Raw genomic sequence first — 21,398 nt, forward strand, 5'->3', positions numbered from 1 at the left:
TCTGCTTCTGTCCCGGAGCTCTGCCTTTTGGCAGGCACAGAGGAGACCGGACCATGCGCCATTCAACATCGCTGTCGCGGCTGGAGATTTTTGTGCGGGCGGCGGAGCTGGGCAGCCTGTCGAAGGCGGCGCGGGTGCTGGGGGTGACGCCGTCGGCGGTCAGCAAAGGGCTGGCCCAGCTGGAGGCGGAACTGGGCGCAACCCTGCTGAAGCGGACAACCAGGCGGCTGTCGCTGACCGAGGTCGGGGCGGTGATGCTGGACCGGGCCTCGGCGATTTTGCGGGATACCGATGCGGCGATTACGGCGGCCATGCAGTTCCGGCGGCCCGGCGGGGTGCTGCGGGTCACCTGCTCGGTGGCGTTCGGCTGTACGCAGGTGTCGCGGCTGCTGCGGGATTTTTCCGAGGCCTATCCCGATATTGACGTGGTGCTGACGCTGGAGGACCGCTGTGTCGATCTGTCGCAGGAAGATTTCGATGTCGCCCTGCGGATTACGGCGCGGCAGGACTGGACCGACCCGGCGCGGAAGCTGGTGCCGATCCGCTGGGTGTACTGTGCGTCGCCGGGGTATCTGGACCAGCATCCGGCGGTGACGGTGCCGCAGGACCTGACGCACCACGCCTGCCTGCTGTACCCGGAAATGACCGGCGGTGCCGACTGGGGCTTTGTGCGGGAGGGGCAGGGGGATGCGCCGCCGCTGACGGTGGCGGTGCGCGGGCGGGTGGTGTCCAATTCCAGTCTGGCACTGGCGGAAATGGCGCTGGACGGCTGCGGCATCGCCTGTCTGCCGGATTACGTCGCCGGGCCGCATCTGGCCGGCGGGCGGCTGCGGCGGGTGCTGCCGCAGTACCGGGCGCGGACCGAACACACCCTGTATGCCATGTATTACCGCAGCCGCTTCAGCAATCCGGCGGTGCGGGTGTTCATCGACTTCATGGCGGAGCGTCTGGGGCCGGGGGCCCCATGGTCGGCGGCGGGGTAAGGCTGGTCGGCGCCACCCCCAGCATCTGCCGGAAGGTGCGGCTGAGGTGGGCCTGATCGGCGAAATTGGCGGCCTGTGCCGCCTGCGCCCAGCTTTCGCCCCCCAGCGCCATGGACAGCGCTTTTTGCAGCCGCAGCCACAGCAGGTAGCGCCGGAACGGCATGCCCATTTCAGCGACAAACAGGTGGCGGAACCGGCCGGGGGACAGGTGGACGGTGGCCGCCGCCTCGCCAAGGGGAATGCTGCGGTCGGTGCGGTCTTTCAGCAGGGAGACCGCCCGCAGGATGCGCGGATCGGTCGGCGGCGTGTGGTGCAGCGGGTCCCCGGCCAGCGCCCACAGCGCCGCCTTGCCCCGGTCGGCCAGCACGTCGGCGGGGGTGCTGTCAAAGTCCGCCGGGCTGAACAGGGCCCGCACCGGATCGGCGCTGGCGGCAGGCACCGGGCTGATACATCCGGCCGGGAAGCGGGCGAGAAGCTGCCGCCCGAGGTTGGATTCCGGTTCGCAGAACAGCAGGATGGTGCCGCTGCCGACGGCTTCGAAGCAGTGGGGGATATGGGCAGGAATAAAGGCGGCCTGATAGTCGGTCCACGCCTCTTCTTCGTGGGACCGCAGGCGGATACCGCCGGACAGGCTGAGGCAGATCTGAATGGCGTGGTGGGCATGCCGGGCAGCGGGCACGCGGGAGACCCCGGCCCACAGGTTACCCCCCGGCCACATGACGATCTGGCCGATTCCGAAGATCTTCATGCCGGGATCTTCTGGCTCTCGGGCAGAAAGCCCCCGGATTGCGGGGTGAGGAAGGTCGGGGCAATCCCGAACATCTGCCGGAAGGTGCGGCTGAGGTGGGCCTGATCGGCAAAATTGGCGGCCTGTGCCGCCTGCGCCCAGCTTTCGCCATCCAGCGCGACAGACAGCGCCCTCTGAAGCCGCAGCCACAGCAGATAGCGGCGGAACGGCGTGCCGATTTCCTCGACGAACAGGTGACGAAACCGCCCGGGGGACAGGTGGACGGTGGCGGCGATCTCCTCAAGGGAGATGGACTGATCGGTCCGTTCCTTCAGGGTGGCGGTGGCCCGCAGGATCCGGGGATCAGCCAGCGGCAGCCCGCGCGGCCCGCTTTCCCCCGCCACCAGCCGCAGGGCGGCCAGGCTGCGGGCGGTCAGGTCATCGGTATCGGCGGTGATGAAATCGGTGGGGCAGAACAGATCCCGCAGGCGTTCCGTCAGCCCCGGCGGCAACGGGCAGATGCCGGTGGCGGGGAAGCAGGCGGCGATCCGGTGGCCGTACAGGGTTTCCGGTTCGCACAGCAGCAGCACCACATCACTGCCGACCGCGTCAAGGGCATGGGGCTGGCGGGATGGCACAACCGCCGCCTGACAGGATATCCACGCGGCATCGGTGGATGTGCGCATGCGCAGTGTGCCGCGCAGGCTAAAGCAGACCTCAACCGCGTGATGGGCGTGCAGGGTGGTGGCCTGATGGGGGCGGCCGATCCACAGATTGCCGCCCGGCCAGACGATGACCTGCCCCAGACCGGGGATTCTCATGGTGTGTGATCCTTTCCTCCCGCCCTCCGACCGGCGCTCCCACCCCTGACTGTTACACAGCGTTTTTTGCTCCGGCAAGGGGAAGTCCGGGCTTTTTGGTCGGATATCCGCAAGTCAGCCCTTTCGTTCAAGCCGCCGTGGCGGCAGGGCGGTAAGTCTGGTCGCAATCCGGTACAGGCCGGATGTGTCAGGAGGAGAATGCACCATGACATATGGTCCCAGCCGACAGCCGTTTCTATTTGCCGGGGTTCTGGCGGTGGCCCTGTCGATGCTGCCCGGAGCGCGGGCGGAGGAGCCGGGACCCGGCGCGGGTTTCCCCCGGACCCTGCTCAGTGATCGTGGTCTGTATGCGGTGACGGTACGGCCGGAGGTCAGCCCGCCGCCCCTTGATCGGCTGCACCGCTGGGACGTGGTTGTCACCGATCCGTCCGGTGCTCCGGCGGACGGGCTGGCCATCGCGGTCAGCGGCGGCATGCCCGCCCATCACCACGGTCTGCCGACCCACCCGATGATGACGGCAGAGACAGACGGGGGCCGATACCGGCTCGACGGCCTGAAGTTTACCATGTCGGGGCGGTGGATGATCCGGCTGACGCTGGATGGTGCCGGGGGCAGCGATACCGTCAGCATTCCCTTCGATCTGTGACGGGGGCGGTGATGCGGAAGCGTTCCCTGCGCCGCCAGCGCCCCCCAGGGGTGCTCTGGCTGATTGCCGGGGTGGCGGTGGCCCTGACGTTCCTAATTGTCGAGCTGCCCGGTGTGGCATCCTCTCCCCCTCCGGCGGACTGGACCGAGCAGGATCTTCTGGTGGTGCGGTCGCTGTCGCTGTCGGCGTTGCCGCCGCTGCCGGCGGACCGCTCCAACCGGGTGGCGGACAGTGCGGAGGCGGCCCGTCTGGGGCAGGCGCTGTTCAATGATCCGCGCCTGAGTGGGGATGGCAGCATTGCCTGTGCCACCTGCCACCGCCCGGAACGGCAGTTTCAGGATGACCGGGCCACAGCCCGGGGGATTGGGGAAACCAACCGTCGCACCATGCCGCTGGCCGGGGTTGCCTATGCGCCGTTCCTGTTCTGGGACGGGCGGGCGGACAGCCTGTGGGCGCAGGCGCTGGGGCCGCTGGAAAATGCGGCGGAACACGGCGGAGACCGCACTTCCTCCGCCCGGGTGATCGCAACGTGGTACCGGGCACCGTATGAACGCCTGTTCGGCCCGCTGCCGGATCTGTCACGCCTGCCGCAGCGGGCCGGGCCGATGGCTGATCCGGCGGCGGCGGCGGGCTGGGCGGCCATGTCGGCGCTGGAGCGGGATGCGGTCACCACGGTGTTCGTCAACATCGGCAAGGCAATTGCCGCCTACGAACGCACCCTGATGCCGGTGGAAACCCGGTTTGACCGCGCGGTCACCCGGCTGCTGGCCGGGCAGGACAGCGGCCTGACGGCGGACGAACGCGATGGCCTGCGGCTGTTCATCGGCAAGGCCGGGTGTATGGACTGCCATAACGGCCCGCTGCTGACCGACCGGCATTTTCACAACACCGGCGTTGCGCCGGGACCGGGGGAGAGTGGGAAGGGGGAGAGCGGGGAGCAGGATCGCCGGGCCGGGGCGCGTCTGGTGCGGTCCAGCCCGTTCAACTGCGTCAGCCCCTACAGTGATGCCGGGGCGGAAACCTGTGGCGAGCTGCGGTTTCTCGCCCTCGATCAGCCCGATCAGGTGGGGGCGTTCAAAACACCGTCCCTGCGCGGGGTGGCGGACCGGCCGCCGTACATGCGGGCCGGGCAGATCGCCACCCTGCACGATGTGCTTGCCCATTATCTGGCGGCCCCCCCGGCGGCCTATGGCCGCAGTGAACTGCGCCCCCTGCTGCTGACGGCGCGGGAGGTGGAGCAGATCACCGCCTTTCTCAAAACCCTTGGCACCGACTGAGGGATCATCCGCCACGGCGGACAACAGTACGGGAGGCATCATGACTATCGGACCAAACACCTCAGGCCGCAGCAGACCGGTGACAATCCTCGGTATGACCGAGAGCATTTCCCGGATGGAAGGAGACACGCTTTTGGCTTCAAACGACATCTGTAATTCCGCCTACAACACCCGCAAAGCGGTGACGGCCATCCGTCAGCGGCTTCAGGCGCTGTGTGGCGGCGGGACCGACAATATTGAGGCGCTGGAGCGCAGTATTGCTGGATTGCAGGACGAGCTGGGGCAGCTGCGCGGCGAGGTCTCCGGGCAGATTGACCGGCTGAGCACCCTGATTGTCCAGATTGACGAGGCGGAGCGCCTTCTGATTTCCGCCTGCCGGTCCGTGGCGACCATCGCCTGATGGGCTCCTCCTGCCCGGAGACGGCAGGCATAGACGGCAGGCATGGACGGCAGGCACGGGTGGCACCCCCAAAGGAAAACGGACATGACTGAAGTGAAAAAACGCGGTGGCGGGTCGATCCGGCGTCATATCCTGCTGCCCTTTCTGGCGGTGATGGCGGCGGGGCAGGGACTGGTGATCTGGTATGCCTCGGTCTCGCAGGAGGAGGCCGCCCGCAACCGGGCCGCCGAATACCTCAGCAGCCGGGCGGCGCAGGAAGCCGAAACCATGGATGACCTGATCGTCCGGGCGGCGGCCCTGTCCCGCGCCGGGGCGCAGACGGCGGCAGCCCTGTTGCAGGCCTCCGGCGGCTTTGACCGGGCCCTGAACGGCGAGATCCTGCGGCGGAATCTGACGGATAATCCGGCCTTTATCGGTGTCTACACCGGCTTTGAACCGGCCTTTGACGGGCAGGACGCCAGATATGCCGGAACGGAACTGGGCGATGCCGATGGCCGCTATCTGCTGTATGCCACCCGCGATGCGGTGCGGGAACCGACTCTGACCATTCTGCCGATGACCGGCGATCCGTCGGAGGAAAGCTGGTACGGCCAGCCGATGCAGGAACGCCGCACCGTGCTGACCCCGCCGTATCTGTACGAGGTGCTGGGGATTCCCACCCTGATGGTGACGGTGGCCACCCCGGTGATCAACCGCATCATGGTGGCGGTGGGGGTGTCCACCGTGGATATCCCCCTGACCTCGATCCAGAAGCAGGCGGCGGCGGTCCGGCTGTATGACAGCGGCTATGTGGCGGTGGTCTCGCATGATGGCCAGTGGGTGGCCTTCCCCGATGAAAAGCTGATCGGGAAAGTGGTGGAGCCGCAGGCGCTGCGCGATCTGGTCCTGCATCCCCCGGGTTCAAGGGGGGCGCTGCACCGTATGCCCGATCCGGTGACCGGGGTCCCCAGCCTGATCAGCACCGCCACCTTCGGCATTGAGGGTGTCGAGGAACGCTGGACCCTGCTGGCCTTTGTGCCGGAGGCCGAGGTGATGGCAGCGGTGACGGAGGCCAGCCGCACCATGCTGGGCGTTGGGCTGCTGGCATCGCTGGTGGCTGCCGGGCTGGCGGTGCTGGTGGCTCAGCGGATTTCCCGCCCGGTGTCGCGCCTGACCGGGGCGATGCGCGATCTGGCGGACGGGCGGCTTGCGGCACCGTTGCCGGAGATCACCTCACCGCAGGAGCTGGTGGTGATGGCCGAGGCGATGGCGGTGTTCCGCACCAATATGGAGCGCAACCGGGTTCTGGAAGCGGAACGCGAGACTGCGGTGCAGGAACAGGTGCAGCGGGCGCAGGCCATGCAGGGCCTGACCGACGGTTTCCGCGCCGGTGTTGCTGATCTTCTGGGATCGGTGGAGGAGACGGTGCAGCTGCTGGACCGGACGGCCCGGGGGATGACGGTGATTGCGGCTTCGGCCAGCGGGCAGGCCCGGCTGGTCTCCGGTGCGGCCGGGGTGTCGTGCAGCACGGTCAGTCAGGTGGCGGCGGCGGCGGAACAGCTGACGGCCTCCATTCAGGAGATCGGCGGTCACGTGGAGGAATCAGCCCGGATTTCGGCACAGGCGGTCTCGGCCTCCGGTGACAGCGTTATGCTGATCCGCAGTCTGGCCGGGTTTGCCAGCCAGATCGGGGATGTGGTCAGCCTGATTTCCGATATTGCCGCCCAGACCAACCTGCTGGCGCTGAATGCCACCATCGAGGCGGCCCGGGCCGGGGAAAGCGGCAAGGGGTTTGCCGTGGTTGCCAATGAGGTTAAGGCGCTGGCCGGGCAGACCAGCCGCGCCACCGGCGAAATTTCCGCCCGCATCAGCGAAATCCAGCAGGCGACGGAGCGGGCGGTACAGGCCAATGACAGCATCGCCGGGATTATCCGGCGGATGGATGAGATTGCCACCACCATCGCCGGGGCGGTGGAGGAGCAGGGGGCGGCCACGCAGGAAATCGCCCGCAATGTTCAGGAGGCCGCCGCCGCCAGTGGCGAGGTTGCCGAGAGCATTGCCGAGGTGCAGGGCGGGGCGGAGCGGACCGGAACGGTGGCGGATGAGGTTTTGCAGGCGGCGGCGGTGATGGCGGACCGCTCCGGTGCCCTGCGGCGGGAGGTTGAACAGTTCCTCAGCCGGATCTCTGCCCTGTAGGGGCGGGGGCGGTCTTTGAGGAAAAAAGGGTCCGTGTTGATTGTCTGAGGTGCTCCCCGGCCTGTGCCGGATACGGACGGAGCCAACTTGAACAGGGGGCAGCCGACAGGCTGTTCCCTGTCTTTTTCAGCGGCGCTTTTCCATACGGAGATCCCCCTCCGGGCTGACCGGACCGGCAGCGGCCCAGCCGAGATGACGGTAAAATCCGGCGGCGCGGCTGGTGGCGGCGGTTTCCAGCCACAGGTGGGAATGGGTGCGGAACAGGGCCTCTTCGGCGGTTTCCACCAGCAGGCGGCCCAGTCCCCGGCCTTCGGCCTGCGGGGCGACAAAGGCGGCAAACAGGCAGCCGTCTTCCGCATCAATCATGCTGAAACCGGCGACGGTGCCATCCACCTCGGCTACCCACAGGCAGGCCTGCGCCTCCAGCATCGACCGCAGACTGTCCGGGGTGATGCCCAGTTCCGTCAGCTGCGACAGGGACAGGTGGTTTTCCCGTACACTGGTGCGGATGGTGAAAATGGCGGGGATATCGTCTGGCCGGGCCAGTCTGATCCGGGGCATGGCCGGTTCTTTCAGAAAAGAGGATGGGATCTGAAGGCATAACGGGCGCGGACCGGTGTCCACGCCCGTCAGAGGCCGGAAAGAGGCGCGGGAACGGGAACAGGCCGGGGATCAGCCCTTCCGGACCTCCTCAAGAAACTGGTCAACTTCCTGATGCAGGCGCACCGACTGACGGCCCAGCTCGCTGGCGGCGGCCAGCATCTGGGTGGCGGCGGAGCCGGTTTCGGCAGCGGCCTGACTGACGCCGTCGATGGTTTCCGACACCGCATGGGTGGCCTGCGCCGCCTGCTCGACATTGCGGGCGATTTCGCGGGTGGCGGCGGCCTGTTCCTCCACCGCGGCGGCGATGCCGCTGGCGATGGCGTTGATCTTCTGCACCGTGGTGGTGATGCTGCCGATGGCGGCGGCGGCATCGCGGCTTTCTGCCTGCACCGAGGCAATCTGGCGGGCGATGTCCTCGGTCGCCCGGGCGGTCTGGGTGGCCAGCGCCTTCACCTGGTTGGCGACCACGGCGAAGCCCTTGCCCGCTTCCCCGGCCCGGGCTGCCTCGACGGTGGCATTCAGCGACAGCAGGTTGGTCTGGGCGGCGATGTCGGAGATCAGCCGCACCACCTGACCGATCCGCTCGGCGGCTTCGGTCAGTTTCTGCACCTTTTCGTTGGCGGTTTCCGCTTCGCTGACGGCAGCGGCGGTGGCGGTGGCGGACTCTTCCACCTGCCGCCCGATTTCGGTGATGGAGGCGCTGAGTTCCTCGGCGGCGGCGGCGACCGTCTCGACATTAACGGTGGCATGACGGGCGCTGTCGGAAACCTCGGTGGCGCGGTGGCTGGTCTGCTCGGCGGTGGTGTTCAGGGTTTCGGCGGAGGCCTGCATCTCGGTGGAGGCCGAGGACACCGCCTCGATCACGCTGCCGACATTGCTCTGGAACACCCGTGCCAGTTTTTCCATCTCGGCATGCTGCTGCTCGTGGCTGAGGGCACGGCTGGAGGCGCGTTCCTCCGACAGCATCCGGATGCGGATGGCATTGTCCTTGAAGTGCTGGACGGCGCGGGCCATGCGGCCGATTTCGTCACGGTGCAGCAGGGCCGGGATCTCGGTCTCCAGATGGCCTTCGGCCAGCCGGTCGGAGGCATGGGTCAGTGCCCGCACCGGACGGATGATGCTGCGGATCATCAGCAGGGTCAGGGCGACCACCGCCAGTGTCAGAACGGTGACGGCGGTGGCGATCAGCACCAGTTGCCGCTTGTTGGCGGCGGCGCGGGCGGCGGCATCGGCCAGCAGGTCCTGCGACAGGCGGTCTTCCACCGTCTTCTGAAGGTTGATTTTCTTGGTGATGGTGTCAAACCACACCGGACCGGCCACCCCCTGGGTGTTGCCGGTGAAGGGGCTGGCCAGCGCGATGCCGCGCAGGCGGTTCACCTCCTCGACATCGGGGCCTTTGACGGTTTCGGCCAGAAAGGCTTTTTCGGCCGGGGTGGCGTATTGGGCAAAGGTTTGCAGGAAGGTTTCCTGCCGGGCGATCAGGCCGACGAAGGTGCTGTACAGGGTCTGGTCAAAGGCCCCGGCCCCAAACCCGGCGGAGCCGATCGCCCGTTCCAGACCGGTGCGTTCCTTGGCCTGCAAAAACGCGGTATAGGCAAAGATCCGGCGGCTGATCCCGGCGTCACCGCTGATGGCGGCCATCTGTTCAATGGTGCCCAGAAACTGACCGATCAGTCCGGAATAGAAGGCGGCAACCTGCGGGGCGGGCAGGGCCAGCTTATCGACATCGCCCCGGCGGGCGACCAGTTGGTCCAGCGTGGCACGGGCGGCATCCAGCTTGCCGAGGAAGTCCGGGCCATAGGCGGCGGCGGGGAAGGCCGACAGGCTCTGGCGCAGGGTGGCGATTTTTCCGTCGCTGGCGGTGCGCTGGGCCTTCATGGCGTCGCCGAAAGCTGTGCCTTTGGCCCCGGTGAAGCCGACGGAGGTTCCGCGTTCCTTTTGCAGTTCATGCACGGCGGCGCTGATATCCGGGGCCAGGGAGGCCAGCGTGACGACGGCCTCCATATCGCGGTTGGCGGTCAGGGCATCGGCGATGCGCAGTCCGCCCAGCAGAATCAGCCCCAGCAGCGGCACCAGCGCCAGCACCGCCATCCGCAGGCTGACGGTCATCTGTGACAGCCGCTGCAACAGGGCGGATCCCCGGCGGCCCGGCGCGGCAATCCCCCGCCCCAGCAGGAAGCGGCTGAAATCGGCGTCTTCGTCGAGAAAATGCTTATGGAACCAGAAATACAGGGTATGGCGGACCTGAAGCGGTGTCAGGGTCGGGTCGTTGTCGCGCAGGCGGCGGATCAGGGTGGAGATCTCTTCCAGCGAGCGGGCATGGACGGCGGCATGCTCTTCGGTCCTGGGGTAGCCGAAGCGGCGCATCTCCCCTTCTTCTTCGCTGTAATGGCTGCGGGCGGCGCTGTTGATGCTGTCGAGCAGGGTCAGCAGATCTGCCGCCGGGGCATCGGCTTCGACAGCGGCATACAGGGCATCCAGCCGGGCGAGCAGGGTATGGTGCCCTTCATCAAGAACGGGCACCCCAACATCAAAATTGTCGCTCCACTGGACTTGTTCCATCCGTCATCTCCCACAGGTTGCGTCTCTGCCGAATACTGCGCTGATGGTTTAATCCATACGGTTTAGGTTGAAAACCCTGCTACAGCATCACGGTAGCCCCCTTTGCACCCCGGAAACACTATAAAGTGAAGGTATTTGTCTGTATAGGAATGTTTTAGCGGTATTGAGTCCTCGTCGTTCAACCCTGCGTGGTTAGCCGGGTCCGGCGGGCTGCCACCAAGGTTTTTATGGACGTTTGCGGTGCAAGGGGGCAAAGTGCCGGAAATTCAGGGCCGGGGGCGACTCCCCCGGATGGGTGCGACATGCATGCAACAGACGGCGTCATTCTGCGGGAAGCAACACTGGTCGATGCGGATGCAATCGGCCTGCTCCACCGCATCAGCCTCCAGGCTGGCGTGGAATACGGGGTGCCGCCGTCGGCCCTGCTGCTGAGTGCCGCCGACCGGGGCAAGGAATGGCGGGAATGGCTGCGCGCCAAGGGCATTGGCCGGGCTGCCGGGGTGGTGGTGGTGGCGGATTCCCTGCACGGATCCATCGGCTTTGCCTGCGCCTGCCCGCCGGTGCCGCGCCGGAAAAGCGGCCCGTCGCCGGACTGGGAGATGCCCTATCTGACCGTCATGAACGCCCACCACGCCCAGAAAGTCGGCACCCGGCTGCTGCGCCGGGTGGGGGAACTGGCGGCGGCGGCGGGGGCACGGTCGCTGCTGCTGCGCAGCCCGGCTGAGGCCCGCTGGAATCCCTTTTATGAAACCTGCGGCGGTTCTCCTGAAGGGGTGGAGGATCTGCCGTATCTCGGGGTGTCGCTGCCGGTGGTGCGCTACCGGTTTGTGCTGGCGGACGGGGCAGTGCAGCCCGCCCCCCGCCGCGCCGCGTCGCCGGAGCCACTGCCCGTGCCCCCGGTGGATCCCCTGCCGGAGTGACGGTTCCGGCCTGACCGTCTGCGGGTTGGCAATCCGGGGTGTCCCGTCCTATGTTGGGGGCACGGAGTACCATCTTGATGGCATAAGGACCGGACGATGTCGGATTTTGACTATGATCTGATCACCCTCGGGGCCGGGTCGGGGGGCGTGCGCGCGTCCCGTCTGGCCGGGGGCTATGGCGCCAAAGTCGCCGTGATCGAGGAAAGCCGCATCGGCGGCACCTGTGTGATGCGCGGCTGTGTGCCGAAAAAGCTGCTGATTTACGGTGCCCATGTCGCCGAGGATCTGGAAGACGCCAAGGGCTACGGCTGGAGTGTCGGCGAGGTGCGGTTTGACTGGCCGACCCTGATCGCCAACAAAAACCGCGAGCTGGACCGGCTGGAAGGCATCTACCGCAACATCCTGCGCAACAATAAGGTGGAGCTGATCGAGGGCCGGGGCCGGGTGATTGACCCGCACACGGTCGAGGTCAACGGCCGCCGCCTGACGACGAAGCGCATTCTGGTGGCGGTCGGCGGCTGGCCGATGCTGCCGCAGATCCCGGGCATCAGCCATGCCATCACCTCCAACGAGGCGCTGGACCTGCCGCAACTGCCGAAGGACATCGTGATCGTCGGCGGCGGCTTCATCGCCGTCGAATTCGCCGGGATCTTCCGGGCGCTGGGCGCCAGTGTCACCATCGTCATCCGCGCCGATACCATTCTGCGCGGTTTCGATCAGGATATCCGGGCCGATCTGGCGGTGGAGCTGGAGCGCAAGGGCATCCGCATCCGCCGCCGCACCGAGGTGCAGTCGATTGAGAAGCAGGGCGATGGCCGTTTGTCGGTGCTGCTGACCACCGGCGAGACCGAAACCTGTGATCAGGTGATGTATGCCACCGGCCGGGTGCCCAACACCAAGGGGCTGGGGCTGGAAGAGGCCGGGGTGGCGCTGGATCCGCGCAGTGGCGCGGTGAAGGTTGATGCCTATTCCCGCACCAACGTGCCCAGCATCTGGGCGGTGGGGGATGTGACCGACCGCATCAACCTGACCCCGGTGGCGATCCGCGAAGGGGCCTGTTTCGCCGAGACCGAGTTCAACAACACCCCGATGTCGCCGGACCATGACGCCGTGCCGTCCGCCGTGTTCAGCCAGCCGCCGGTCGGCACCGTCGGCCTGACCGAAGAGGCCGCCCGCGCCCGGGGCAAGGTGGATGTTTACGTCACCCGCTTCCGCCCGATGAAGTACACCCTGTCGGGCCGCGAGGAAAAGACGATGATGAAGCTGATCGTTGACCGCGCCACGCAGGTGGTGATCGGTGCGCATATGGTTGGCCCCGATGCGCCGGAGATCATTCAGGGCATCGGTATTGCGGTGAAGGCGAAGCTGACCAAGAAGGACTTTGACAGCACGGTCGGCATTCACCCGACGGCGGCGGAGGAGTTCGTCACCCTGCGCACCCCGCTGCCGGACCCCGAAGAGGCGTAACCGCCCGGACCGGACGGCACAGGCCCGGACCCCGTGAGGAGGTCCGGGCCTTATTTATTTTAGGGATATAATCATGTCGTTCAGGAAAAGAAAAACCATAATAATTAGACATGAATAATAAATCATTTAATCGTTCGTATTAATCTGATTATTGATTGTCTCCCGATTTGATGAACAATGTTCTTTGTCGGGGTCATAACGGGACTCATCAGAAGCCTGAGGCACGGCGAGCGCCATGGGACGGCCGCCCCGTCCGGACTGCCATCGGCGGCCGCAGACAGCGTGTCTGCGGCCGGGGCGGTCCGGCTCTTTGGAACCGCGTCAGGACCGGCCCCGCTTTCCGGGTGCCGGGAGATGCCGCAGCAATCAGCGTTCCTGCCAGACCGGCAGAGTGTGGGGGCACAAGATGAAAATCCGTACCAGATCCAAGGTGTTGTCCGTCGTTATCGTGGTGGCGCTGCTGTCGTTGTGCGTCACCTGGGGGCTGTATGGCCGGGCGGAGGAGAAAATCCAGCAGACTGCCCAGAACCGCTATGACTCCTATCTGCTGGCGGTGGAGCTGCGGCAGAGTTCCGATGATCTGACCCGGCTGGTCCGCACCTATGTGGTGACCGGAGAGGCGGCGTATGAGGACCAGTATTTCGCGGTTCTGGATATCCGCAACGGCAAGAAACCCCGTCCGCAGGCCTATAACCGGATCTACTGGGACTTTGTGGCGGCGGATGGCAAGGCCCCGCGCCCGGACGGGGCGGCAGTGGCCCTACAGGACCTGATGCGGCAGGCCGGTTTTACCGAGCAGGAGTTCGCCAAACTGAAGGAAGCGCAGGCCAATTCCGATGGTCTGGTGAATCTGGAGGTGGAGGCGATGAACGCCGTGAAGGGGATCTTCAAGGACCCCGCCGGGGCCTATACCCAGCGGGCGGAGCCGAACCGCACACTGGCGGTGCAGCTGGTGCATTCAAAGCAGTATCACCTCTATAAGGCCCAGATCATGAAGCCGGTGGACGAGTTCTTCCAGCTTCTACAGGCCCGGACCGATGCCGAGCTGTACGCCGCCCAGCGGATGGGGGCGTTGTATCAGGCGCTGATGCTGGCCTCGATCATCACCGTGGTGCTGGGGGTGCTCTGGCTGGTGGTGTCGCTGTGGCGGGATATTCTGACCCCGCTGCTGCTGCTGCGGGACCGGATGCTGGCGCTGGCGGCAAACCGGACGGAGGACGGCGACCGTCTGGCCCGCCGGTTTGGCAGCCGCAGTGACGAAATTGGGGAAATGGCGCGCAGTGTTCAGGTCTTTCAGGACAATGCCCGCCAGATGGACCTGATGCGGCAGGCGCAGACAGAGGATCATCAGGCCCGGATCCGGCAGTCGGAACAGGTGGAACGCCTGACCGCCCGCTTTGAACAGGGGGTCAGCACGGTTCTCGACGGGGTTGTCGGTGCCAGCAGCCGCTTTGAGGAGACGGCCTCGGTGCTGGCCGCCAACGCGGAGGAAACATCCCAGCAGGTGGCGCGGGTTGTGGTGGCCACCGAGGAAACCTCCGCCGCTGTCCGGACGGCGGCGGAGGCAGCGGAACTGCTGTCGGTTTCCGTGCGCGGTATCGGCGAACAGGTCACCGGCGTCAGCACGCTGGCGCATGCTGCTTCGGAAGATGCGGACCTGACCAATGCCACGGTGCAGGAACTGTCGGAAACCACGGTGCGGATCGGCCATGTGGTCGGCCTGATCAACGAGATTGCCAGCCAGACCAACCTTCTGGCCCTGAATGCCACCATCGAGGCGGCCCGGGCCGGGGAGGCTGGCAAGGGCTTTGCCGTTGTTGCCAACGAGGTGAAAAACCTGGCGCATCAGACGGCGCGGGCAACCGGGGAAATCAGCCAGCAGATCAAAGCGGTGCAGGTGCAGACCCGGAATGTGGTGGTAGCCATCGGCGGGATTGTGACCCGGATTGACGAGATCAACGGGATTTATCAGACCATCACGGCAGCGGTCGAGGAGCAGGCGGCGGCCTCGGCCCAGATCAGGGATGCGGTGACCACCGTGGCCCGTGGGGCGTCGATGGTCTCCGACGGCATCAATGCGGTGCGGGCGGTGTCGCAGGTGACCGGCGATGCATCGCAGCAGATGCTGACCTCGGCCCATGATCTGGGGGCGGAGTCTGACCGCCTGCGGGAGGAGGTGGGGGCCTTTCTGGCCGCGGTCCGCCCGGCGGCGGACGCGCCGCGGTAACTCCGGAGGACAAGAGGCCGGGGGACAGGGGAATAAAGAAAAGGCCGGGGCATCTCTGCTCCGGCCTTGTCCGTTTCCGGTATGCTACCGTCGGTGCTTACGCCCCGGCTTTAGCCTGTGCCGCCTTCAGGGCTGCGGCATCTTCTTCTTCCAGCGTCCACGCCGCCGGATCAACCCCCATATCGGTGAACTTGCCGGCATCGAACACCGGCTCCGCCACACCGGCGGCAATCTGGCGGTCAAAGTCCTTCATCAGGCGGATGGCGGGCTTGAACAGCAGGGCCAGTGCCAGCAGGTTGCACAGGGCGAGGAAGCCCATGGTCACGTCGGCAAAGGCGAACACGGTGCCGAGGTCGGTGGTGGCCCCCCAGCCGCACAGCACGATCACCAGAACCCGGTAACCGATCACCGCACCGGGGATCTTTTCAGCCAGAACCTTCAGGCTGTTTTCACCGAGGTAGCTGTTGTAGATGATGGTGGTGAACCCGAACAGCAGCAGCGCGACGCTGACCGCCATCCGGCCCCATTCGCCGACATGCCCGGCCAGCGAAGCCTGGGTCAGGGCGACGCCGCCGATCTCCGCCGACATGCCCGGCTGGTACACCGTGCCCAGCAGGATGATAAACGCGGTGCAGGAGCAGATGATGATGGTGTCAATGAACACCGAAAACGCCTGCACAATGCCCTGACTGGCCGGATGCTGCACATAGGCCACCGCCGCCACGTTCGGGGCGCTGCCCAGACCGGCTTCGTTGGAGAACAGGCCACGCTTGACGCCCATCAGCATTGCCGCGCCGATGCCGCCGCCGACCGCCTGTTCCAGCCCGAAAGCACTTTTAACGATCAGCATCAGCACGCCGGGCAGCTGGGTGATGTTCATGCCGAGAACCGCGAGAGCCAGCAGGATGTAGCCGACCGCCATCACCGGCACCATCACTTCCGACACCTGCGCGATGCGCTTGACGCCGCCGAAGATGATCGCGCCGATCACCACCGCCAGCGCGGCCCCGAAAGCCTCGACCGGGATTCCGAAGGCATCCTGCATTGATGTGGCGACGGAATAGGACTGCACGGCGGAGAAGCCGAAGCCGAAGGTCACCAGCAGCAGGGCGGCGTAGACGAAGGCCAGCCACTGCCACTTCCTCCCCAGACCCCGGGCGATATAATGGGCGGGGCCGCCGGTGAAGGTGCCATCCGGATTGGCCTGCTTGTAGGCCTGCGCCAGCGTGCATTCCACATAGCTGGTGGCCATGCCGAGCAGGCCGACCACCCACATCCAGAACACCGCACCGGGGCCACCGATGGTGATGGCCACCGCCACCCCGGCGATATTGCCGCCACCGACACGCCCGGCCACCGACAGGATCAGCGCCTGAAACGACGACAGGTGGCCGTGCTTATCACGGCCAAAGGCCTGATTGGCCGACAGGATGGCGAACATCCGCCCGAAATAGCGGAACTGTACAAAGCGGGTGCCGATGGTCAGCCACAGGCCGAGGCCGATCAGCGCGGCGATCAGGACCTTGCTCCACAGCAGGTCATTCAGGAACTCTAACATCTGGCGTTTGCACTCCGTCGCAGCCGGTGCCCGGGTGGGGCGTGGCTTCGGGTTGGTCTCTGAGCATGCTGCCTTCATCAGGGCAGCTTATGGGTGTCAGGTCATTTATGTATGGGGAGCGCCTTATAGCGGCGCTTTCCTCCACTGAAAAGCCTTGACGGTGGCTTTTTTCGCCTGACAGCTGATTTCAACAGGAGAATGCGGCGAACTCAATTTGCCGGAATGGTGTGAATTGGTACAGAATAGCGCAGTTTGCGCGAAAAACTGCACCAGCCCCCGGGGATGCACAGACGATGGACAGCGATTTTGCCCTGAATTTGCGGCTGTTGTGTGGCTATCACCGCTCGATTGCCGAGGTCTGCCGCCGGCTGGAGGTCAACCGCCCGCAGTTCAACCGCTGGCTGGCCGGGCAGTACCGGCCCAGCCGTCACCACTTCCGGCGGATCTGCGATTTCTTCGGGGTGGAGGAGCATGAGATCCTGCTGCCCGCCGCCACCTTTGCCGAACTGGTGCAGATCCGGGCCCGGCAGTGGCAGCGGGCGGAGCAGAGCCCGCGCCCGGAGGCCCCGCATCTGGCCCGGCTGGCCCACACCGGGGCGGATGGGATGGAGCGCTTCCTCGGCAGTTATCTGGAAACCTATCTGTCGATGGCCTATCCGGGGAAAATTCTGCGGACACTGGTGACTTTGGTCCGTCGCGACGGCGGCATTTATTACCAGCGGACCGAACGGGTGCGCGAGGCCCCGGGGCAAAAGCCGCTGCATGGCCTGTACCTTGGGGTGGCGCACATGCTGGCCGACCGCATTTTCCTGAATGATTACGAGACCCTGACCGGACTGGAGATCACCCAGACCGTTCTGATTCCCACCTTCCGCAACCGGGTGGTGCGGTTGCATGGGTTACGGCTGGGGGCGGCGGGGCGGTGGGACCGGCAACCGGTCTGCGCCCGGGTGGTGTATGATTTTCTGGGCCGGGATGTGGATCTGCGGCGGGCACTGCGGCAGTGCGGACTGTACGATTGTGACTGTTTAGACATATCGGATGACGTCCGGCAGGCGATCCGGAATGAGGTGGCGCCGGGGGACTGGCACCTGAAAGCGCGCGGATAGCCGGAAGATCTTTGAGCGGATGCAAAATGGTCTTCAACCGTTAGTGCAATTTGTTTCCCTGAATACGATAGGCCCTTCCGCTTGTTTGGAAAAAGTGCCAATAATTTTATCCAGTCGGGGGCGTCGGATCCGTCCGTGCCCGGCCGCCGCACGCGGGGCTTACGCATGTGCGGCAATTCTGACGTATCGCATCCTGCCCGCTCCGGCATTCTCCGGAATACTGCGGGCAGGACTCTCGGGGAAGAGAACCATCATGTTCGTTCGTCTTGTCGCCGCTGCCGTTGTCATGGCCGGTTTCTCCACTGCGGCTCTGGCTGGCGGTAAGCAGGATTTCACGCTGGTCAACAAGACCGGCTATGCGATTGAAGAAGTGTATGTGTCCCCGTCCGCCTCGGATGACTGGCAGGAAGACGTGCTGGGCCAGGACGTTCTGGACAACGGCAAGAAGGTCCACATCAAGTTTTCCCGTGGCACCCAGTCCTGCAAGTGGGACCTGAAGGTGGTCTACACCGATAAGGAAACCGCCGAGTGGGAAAAGTTTGACCTGTGCACCACCTCGACCATCACCATCCACTACGACCGCGCCTCCGGCGAAACCTCGGCTGAATACGAATAAGCCGCAGGGGTCTGCCCCGCCTGCGGGCGGGGGGATGACAGGATAAAAACAGGCCGGGGCGGCAGGGCTCCGGCCTGTTTTCTTTTGGGGGGAGTTGTCTGTCCGCCTCTCTGTTTACGCCTCGTGGCGGGCGGTCCACAGTTCCCATGCGAAGCGGGCGCGGACCCCGATGTCGAGGGCGGGGCGCGGCGGAATCGCCTGCGGCTGGCCGAGGCTGAGCAGGTCGCCGATCAGCGGGTTATCCTGCCCGCAGGCCAGATCCGCCGCCAGCAGGCCGCCGATGGTGCCCTTGGTGACCCCGGCCCCGTTGTGGCAGACGGCGGCGGTGATGTGCGGGGCGACGGCGCCAAAGCCGGGGGCTCCGTTCTGCGACACACAGATCATGCCGGACCACGTGGTGTCGAAGGTGATCTCCGGCAGCATCGGAAAGCGGCGGGCGAGAAGGGCGCGGTGGCGGGCAGCGACGCGGGCGCGGTGCCCGGCATTACGCTGGAAGGCCGGGCTGTATTCCACGGTCTGGCGCACCAGCAGGCGGCGGTCGTTGGTCAGGCGCAGGGTGGCCCCGGCAAAGGCATGGGCCGGGGTCAGGCCCCACGGGGCCGGGCGGCCGAGGGCATCGTATTCGGCCTCCGTCAGCGGGCGGGTCAGGCTGCCGTAGGTGGAAAACGGCAGCAGGCGGTTGCGGAAAAAGCCGAACTGCGGGGCCAGTCCGTTGACCGCCAGAATCATCCGCGCCGCCCGCACCGTGCCGTGCGGGGTGGTCAGGGTGACCGGGCTGCCAAGGTCGGCCCCGGTCACCGGCGAGCCTTCATACAGGGTGACGGACGCGGGCAGGCTGTCGGCCAGCCCGCGCACCAGCGCCGCCGGGTTCAGCAGCACCGTGCCGGGGGTGTAAAGGGCGGCGGCAAAGCTGGCGGTGCCGAGGCGGGCCGCCAGCGCCGGGCCTTCCAGCCATTCATAGGGCTCTTCCAGCCGTTCCAGCTCCTGCCGGGTCGGTTCCAGAACGCCCCGGACCCCGTGCGGGCTGGCGGCAGCGTGGTACTTGCCGCTGTCGGACCAGTCGCAGGCGATGCCGTGGCGGGTGGTCAGGTCGCGCAGATGGGCGATGCTGGCCCGGGCCAGCCGACGGTAGGCGTGGGACTGGGCCAGTTCCTCCACCGAGCTGGTGATGTTGTGCGGCAGGTCGATGGCAAAACCGGAATTGCGCCCGGACGAGCCGTCGGCCACCGTCTGCGCCTCCAGCACCACCACATGGTCCTGCGGGCGCAGCTCCGCCAGCCGCCGGGCGGCGGCCAGCCCGGTGTATCCGGCCCCGACCACCACCCAGTCGGCGGTGATATCGCCGCGCAATGCCGGGCGCGGGGCGCGGGGCGGCAGCAGGGCATTCCAGCCGTTGCAGGAATCATCGGACGGCAGACGGCGGATGCGGCGCATGGGGAAGGCTCCGGCAGGCAGGGCAGGGGGCTTTGTCAAAGCCCATTTTCTGCCGGGGTGCAAGGGGCAGAATACCGTGCCCCTTCCTCCGGGCGCAGGGTCAGCACCCGCACCCCGTCGGCGGTGACGGCGACGGTGTGTTCAAACTGGGCGGATAGCTTGCCGTCGCGGGTGCGTACCGCCCAGCCGTCTTCCGGCGGCAGCACCCGGGCGCTGCCCTGTGTCAGCATCGGTTCGATGGTGAAGACCATCCCCGGCTCCAGCCGGGGGCCGCTGCCGGGCCGCCCGAAATGCAGGATGTGGGGTTCCTCGTGCATCTGTTCGCCGATGCCGTGGCCGCAGTATTCGCGCACCACGCCATAGCCGTGCAGGCGGGCATGGCGCTGGATCGCGTTGCCGATATCGCCGACTGTGGCACCGGGGCGGACGGCGCGGATGCCCTGCCACAGCGCATCCTGCGTTACCTTCACCAGCCGCCGCGCCGCCGGGCTGACGGTGCCGATGCAGTAGGTTTTGCTGGAATCGGCGATCCAGCCGTTCTTTTCCAGCGTGATGTCGAGGTTGACGATATCGCCGTCCAGCAGGATGTCATCAGCGGCGGGAACGCCGTGGCAAACCACCTCGTTGCGGGAGGCATTCAGGGCATAGGCAAACCCGTATTGCCCCTTGCTGGCCGGACGGGCCTGAAGGGTCCGGGTGATGTGGTCCTCCACCAGATCATTGACCCACAGGGTTGATTTTCCGGTCAGGTCCAGCCCGTCGAGCAGGGTGAACACTCCGGCCAGCAGCCGTCCGGCCACGGCCATCGCCTCGATCTGTTCCGGGGTTTTCAGGATGATGCCGCTCATGGGGCCGCTCATGGGGTGGTCCCGCCGGACAGCAGCGGCACCACCCCGGCGGGCAGGGCGGCGGCCTCCATCTGGCGGCGGATGATCTCGGGGAAGGTCAGGGTCGGGTTGGCTTCCGCCAGCATGCCGATCTTGATCCAGTATTCGGCCTGCGCGTTGATCGACCGGCACATCACACCACTGGCGCGGCGCAGGTCTTCATGCAGGGTGTCATCAATCTTGACGATGCCCATCGGGGTCTCCGGGGAAATATGATGTGTATATGAACCGTATACGGACCGTATCGTTGGGGGATGGTTTTGGCAAGGCGTTTGATCTGCGGCAAGGCCCGGGGGGCCTTTACCGGCCAGACTGGGGCCTTATCTGAAAGGGCACCGACGCAGAAAGGACAACGCTGATGCGCAGACACATGATGATGGCACTGGTGGCGGCTGGTGTCCTGATGCCGGTGGCCCCGGCGATGGCCGGAGAGATGACCCTGTACAAAAACCCGCAGTGTGGCTGCTGTGAAGGGCATGCCGCCTATCTGGAACAACAGGGATACCGGGTGAAGGTGGTGACCACCGATGCGCTGGCCAGGGTCAAAACCATGGCCGGGGTGCCGCCGCAGCTGGAAAGCTGTCACACCATCATGGTGGATGGCTATGTGGTGGAAGGGCACGTGCCGGTCTCAGCGATTAAAAAGCTGCTGACGGAAAAGCCTGCGGTGCGCGGCATTGCCCTTGCCGGAATGCCGCAGGGATCGCCGGGCATGAGCGGGGAGAAGGACGGCCCGTTCGTGGTCGAAAGCTTCGGGGGTGGTCAGACGGCGGTGTTTGCGGTCGAATGACCGGCCGGGCCGGACTTTTGGCTTAGTTTGGCTGGTGCTGGCCGGTTTTCCGGCTTTCTATTCATGGTTTCACATGTGTGTTGATTTCTATGGTCCGGGCGCCCCTGAGGAGGGGCGCCTTTTGTTTTTATACGGTCAGGCAGGCCGCCGGACGCATGATTTAAATTATTTATAGGAGAATATTTATTTACTGATA

19 protein-coding genes are annotated in these 21,398 nt (G+C 65.9%); 11 read left to right on the plus strand and 8 right to left on the minus strand.

Features of this window, described 5'->3' with window-relative positions; all coding sequences use genetic code 11:
* The first annotated feature begins 53 nt into the window (after positions 1-53).
* Entirely contained in the window at positions 54-983 is a 930-nt protein-coding gene (locus FHS48_RS12490; RefSeq protein WP_184263899.1) for a LysR family transcriptional regulator, read from the plus strand.
* Here FHS48_RS12490 and FHS48_RS12495 read toward each other — a convergent pair.
* Both FHS48_RS12495 and FHS48_RS12500 read right to left on the minus strand, forming a co-directional pair.
* Positions 934-1,731, minus strand: coding sequence for a helix-turn-helix transcriptional regulator (locus FHS48_RS12495; RefSeq protein WP_184263900.1), 798 nt, complete (start codon positions 1,729-1,731; stop codon positions 934-936). The genes FHS48_RS12490 and FHS48_RS12495 overlap by 50 nt on opposite strands.
* On the minus strand, positions 1,728-2,531 hold the full coding sequence (locus tag FHS48_RS12500) for a helix-turn-helix transcriptional regulator (protein WP_184263901.1): 804 nt from the start codon (positions 2,529-2,531) through the stop codon (positions 1,728-1,730). Before FHS48_RS12500 ends, FHS48_RS12495 begins: the two co-directional genes overlap by 4 nt.
* A gap of 205 nt (positions 2,532-2,736) precedes the next feature.
* Between FHS48_RS12500 and FHS48_RS12505 the strand changes: the two genes are divergently transcribed.
* The 4 genes from FHS48_RS12505 to FHS48_RS12520 all read left to right on the plus strand — a co-directional run bounded on the left by FHS48_RS12505 (position 2,737) and on the right by FHS48_RS12520 (position 7,029).
* A complete protein-coding gene (locus tag FHS48_RS12505) occupies positions 2,737-3,177 on the plus strand; it encodes a FixH family protein (protein ID WP_184263902.1) in 441 nt (146 codons plus the stop codon).
* Between the two features lie 11 nt (positions 3,178-3,188).
* On the plus strand, positions 3,189-4,454 hold the full coding sequence (locus FHS48_RS12510; protein ID WP_184263903.1) for a cytochrome-c peroxidase: 1,266 nt from the start codon (positions 3,189-3,191) through the stop codon (positions 4,452-4,454).
* Positions 4,455-4,587: 133 nt separating this feature from the next.
* The gene (locus FHS48_RS12515) at positions 4,588-4,854 is read left to right on the plus strand and encodes a hypothetical protein (protein ID WP_184263904.1); all 267 of its coding nucleotides are present in this window, start codon (positions 4,588-4,590) and stop codon (positions 4,852-4,854) included.
* Positions 4,855-4,938: 84 nt separating this feature from the next.
* A complete protein-coding gene (locus tag FHS48_RS12520; protein WP_184263905.1) occupies positions 4,939-7,029 on the plus strand; it encodes a methyl-accepting chemotaxis protein in 2,091 nt (696 codons plus the stop codon).
* Between the two features lie 126 nt (positions 7,030-7,155).
* Here the strand turns inward: FHS48_RS12520 and FHS48_RS12525 are convergent, their stop codons facing one another.
* Both FHS48_RS12525 and FHS48_RS12530 read right to left on the minus strand, forming a co-directional pair.
* Complete coding sequence (locus tag FHS48_RS12525) at positions 7,156-7,590, minus strand: GNAT family N-acetyltransferase (RefSeq protein WP_184263906.1); 435 nt, start codon at positions 7,588-7,590, stop codon at positions 7,156-7,158.
* Between the two features lie 111 nt (positions 7,591-7,701).
* A complete protein-coding gene (locus tag FHS48_RS12530) occupies positions 7,702-10,194 on the minus strand; it encodes a nitrate- and nitrite sensing domain-containing protein (RefSeq protein ID WP_184263907.1) in 2,493 nt (830 codons plus the stop codon).
* Positions 10,195-10,496: 302 nt separating this feature from the next.
* Between FHS48_RS12530 and FHS48_RS12535 the strand changes: the two genes are divergently transcribed.
* The 3 genes from FHS48_RS12535 (at position 10,497) to FHS48_RS12545 (ending at position 14,808) form a co-directional block, all read left to right on the plus strand.
* A complete protein-coding gene (locus FHS48_RS12535; RefSeq protein ID WP_184263908.1) occupies positions 10,497-11,114 on the plus strand; it encodes a GNAT family N-acetyltransferase in 618 nt (205 codons plus the stop codon).
* Between the two features lie 96 nt (positions 11,115-11,210).
* Complete coding sequence (gor, locus tag FHS48_RS12540) at positions 11,211-12,581, plus strand: glutathione-disulfide reductase (protein ID WP_184263909.1); 1,371 nt, start codon at positions 11,211-11,213, stop codon at positions 12,579-12,581.
* A gap of 406 nt (positions 12,582-12,987) precedes the next feature.
* The gene (locus tag FHS48_RS12545) at positions 12,988-14,808 is read left to right on the plus strand and encodes a methyl-accepting chemotaxis protein (RefSeq protein WP_184263910.1); all 1,821 of its coding nucleotides are present in this window, start codon (positions 12,988-12,990) and stop codon (positions 14,806-14,808) included.
* Positions 14,809-14,905: 97 nt separating this feature from the next.
* On the opposite strand, the gene FHS48_RS12550 is transcribed toward FHS48_RS12545, so the two are convergent.
* Positions 14,906-16,366, minus strand: coding sequence for an alanine/glycine:cation symporter family protein (locus FHS48_RS12550; protein WP_184263911.1), 1,461 nt, complete (start codon positions 16,364-16,366; stop codon positions 14,906-14,908).
* 293 nt (positions 16,367-16,659) lie between these two features.
* On the opposite strand from FHS48_RS12550, the gene FHS48_RS12555 reads away from it, so the two are divergent.
* Together FHS48_RS12555 and FHS48_RS12560 are read left to right on the plus strand one after the other, a co-directional pair.
* Positions 16,660-17,475 (plus strand): helix-turn-helix transcriptional regulator, encoded by an 816-nt coding sequence (locus FHS48_RS12555; protein WP_184263912.1) that lies wholly within the window; start codon positions 16,660-16,662, stop codon positions 17,473-17,475.
* 253 nt (positions 17,476-17,728) lie between these two features.
* Positions 17,729-18,091, plus strand: a complete 363-nt coding sequence (locus tag FHS48_RS12560; RefSeq protein ID WP_184263913.1) for a hypothetical protein — start codon at positions 17,729-17,731, stop codon at positions 18,089-18,091.
* Between the two features lie 114 nt (positions 18,092-18,205).
* Here the strand turns inward: FHS48_RS12560 and FHS48_RS12565 are convergent, their stop codons facing one another.
* Genes FHS48_RS12565 through FHS48_RS12575 form a run of 3 tightly spaced genes read right to left on the minus strand, consistent with a single transcriptional unit; the run spans position 18,206 to position 20,606 of the window.
* Entirely contained in the window at positions 18,206-19,525 is a 1,320-nt protein-coding gene (locus tag FHS48_RS12565) for an NAD(P)/FAD-dependent oxidoreductase (RefSeq protein WP_184263914.1), read from the minus strand.
* Positions 19,526-19,560: 35 nt separating this feature from the next.
* A complete protein-coding gene (map, locus tag FHS48_RS12570; protein ID WP_260402460.1) occupies positions 19,561-20,385 on the minus strand; it encodes a type I methionyl aminopeptidase in 825 nt (274 codons plus the stop codon).
* On the minus strand, positions 20,382-20,606 hold the full coding sequence (locus FHS48_RS12575; protein ID WP_184263915.1) for a ParD-like family protein: 225 nt from the start codon (positions 20,604-20,606) through the stop codon (positions 20,382-20,384). The genes map and FHS48_RS12575 overlap by 4 nt, the downstream gene beginning before the upstream one ends.
* 164 nt (positions 20,607-20,770) lie before the next feature.
* Here FHS48_RS12575 and FHS48_RS12580 point away from each other — a divergent pair, with 164 nt between their 5' ends.
* Positions 20,771-21,202, plus strand: coding sequence for a DUF411 domain-containing protein (locus FHS48_RS12580; RefSeq protein ID WP_184263916.1), 432 nt, complete (start codon positions 20,771-20,773; stop codon positions 21,200-21,202).
* Positions 21,203-21,398 lie beyond the last annotated feature (196 nt).

It is taken from the genome of Novispirillum itersonii, from assembly GCF_014205675.1.
In the GTDB taxonomy this organism is placed as follows: domain Bacteria; phylum Pseudomonadota; class Alphaproteobacteria; order Rhodospirillales; family Rhodospirillaceae; genus Novispirillum; species Novispirillum itersonii_A.

Excerpts from the sequence above, each read along its gene's own strand:
- FHS48_RS12490 (WP_184263899.1), top strand. The coding sequence starts at position 54 with ATGCGCCATTCAACATCGCTGTCGCGGCTGGAGATTTTTGTGCGGGCG.
- FHS48_RS12495 (WP_184263900.1), bottom strand. The coding sequence starts at position 1,731 with ATGAAGATCTTCGGAATCGGCCAGATCGTCATGTGGCCGGGGGGTAAC.
- FHS48_RS12500 (WP_184263901.1), bottom strand. The coding sequence starts at position 2,531 with ATGAGAATCCCCGGTCTGGGGCAGGTCATCGTCTGGCCGGGCGGCAAT.
- FHS48_RS12505 (WP_184263902.1), top strand. The coding sequence starts at position 2,737 with ATGACATATGGTCCCAGCCGACAGCCGTTTCTATTTGCCGGGGTTCTG.
- FHS48_RS12510 (WP_184263903.1), top strand. The coding sequence starts at position 3,189 with ATGCGGAAGCGTTCCCTGCGCCGCCAGCGCCCCCCAGGGGTGCTCTGG.
- FHS48_RS12520 (WP_184263905.1), top strand. The coding sequence starts at position 4,939 with ATGACTGAAGTGAAAAAACGCGGTGGCGGGTCGATCCGGCGTCATATC.
- FHS48_RS12525 (WP_184263906.1), bottom strand. The coding sequence starts at position 7,590 with ATGCCCCGGATCAGACTGGCCCGGCCAGACGATATCCCCGCCATTTTC.
- FHS48_RS12530 (WP_184263907.1), bottom strand. The coding sequence starts at position 10,194 with ATGGAACAAGTCCAGTGGAGCGACAATTTTGATGTTGGGGTGCCCGTT.
- FHS48_RS12535 (WP_184263908.1), top strand. The coding sequence starts at position 10,497 with ATGCATGCAACAGACGGCGTCATTCTGCGGGAAGCAACACTGGTCGAT.
- gor (WP_184263909.1), top strand. The coding sequence starts at position 11,211 with ATGTCGGATTTTGACTATGATCTGATCACCCTCGGGGCCGGGTCGGGG.
- FHS48_RS12545 (WP_184263910.1), top strand. The coding sequence starts at position 12,988 with ATGAAAATCCGTACCAGATCCAAGGTGTTGTCCGTCGTTATCGTGGTG.
- FHS48_RS12550 (WP_184263911.1), bottom strand. The coding sequence starts at position 16,366 with ATGTTAGAGTTCCTGAATGACCTGCTGTGGAGCAAGGTCCTGATCGCC.
- FHS48_RS12555 (WP_184263912.1), top strand. The coding sequence starts at position 16,660 with ATGGACAGCGATTTTGCCCTGAATTTGCGGCTGTTGTGTGGCTATCAC.
- FHS48_RS12560 (WP_184263913.1), top strand. The coding sequence starts at position 17,729 with ATGTTCGTTCGTCTTGTCGCCGCTGCCGTTGTCATGGCCGGTTTCTCC.
- FHS48_RS12565 (WP_184263914.1), bottom strand. The coding sequence starts at position 19,525 with ATGCGCCGCATCCGCCGTCTGCCGTCCGATGATTCCTGCAACGGCTGG.
- map (WP_260402460.1), bottom strand. The coding sequence starts at position 20,385 with ATGAGCGGCCCCATGAGCGGCATCATCCTGAAAACCCCGGAACAGATC.
- FHS48_RS12575 (WP_184263915.1), bottom strand. The coding sequence starts at position 20,606 with ATGGGCATCGTCAAGATTGATGACACCCTGCATGAAGACCTGCGCCGC.
- FHS48_RS12580 (WP_184263916.1), top strand. The coding sequence starts at position 20,771 with ATGCGCAGACACATGATGATGGCACTGGTGGCGGCTGGTGTCCTGATG.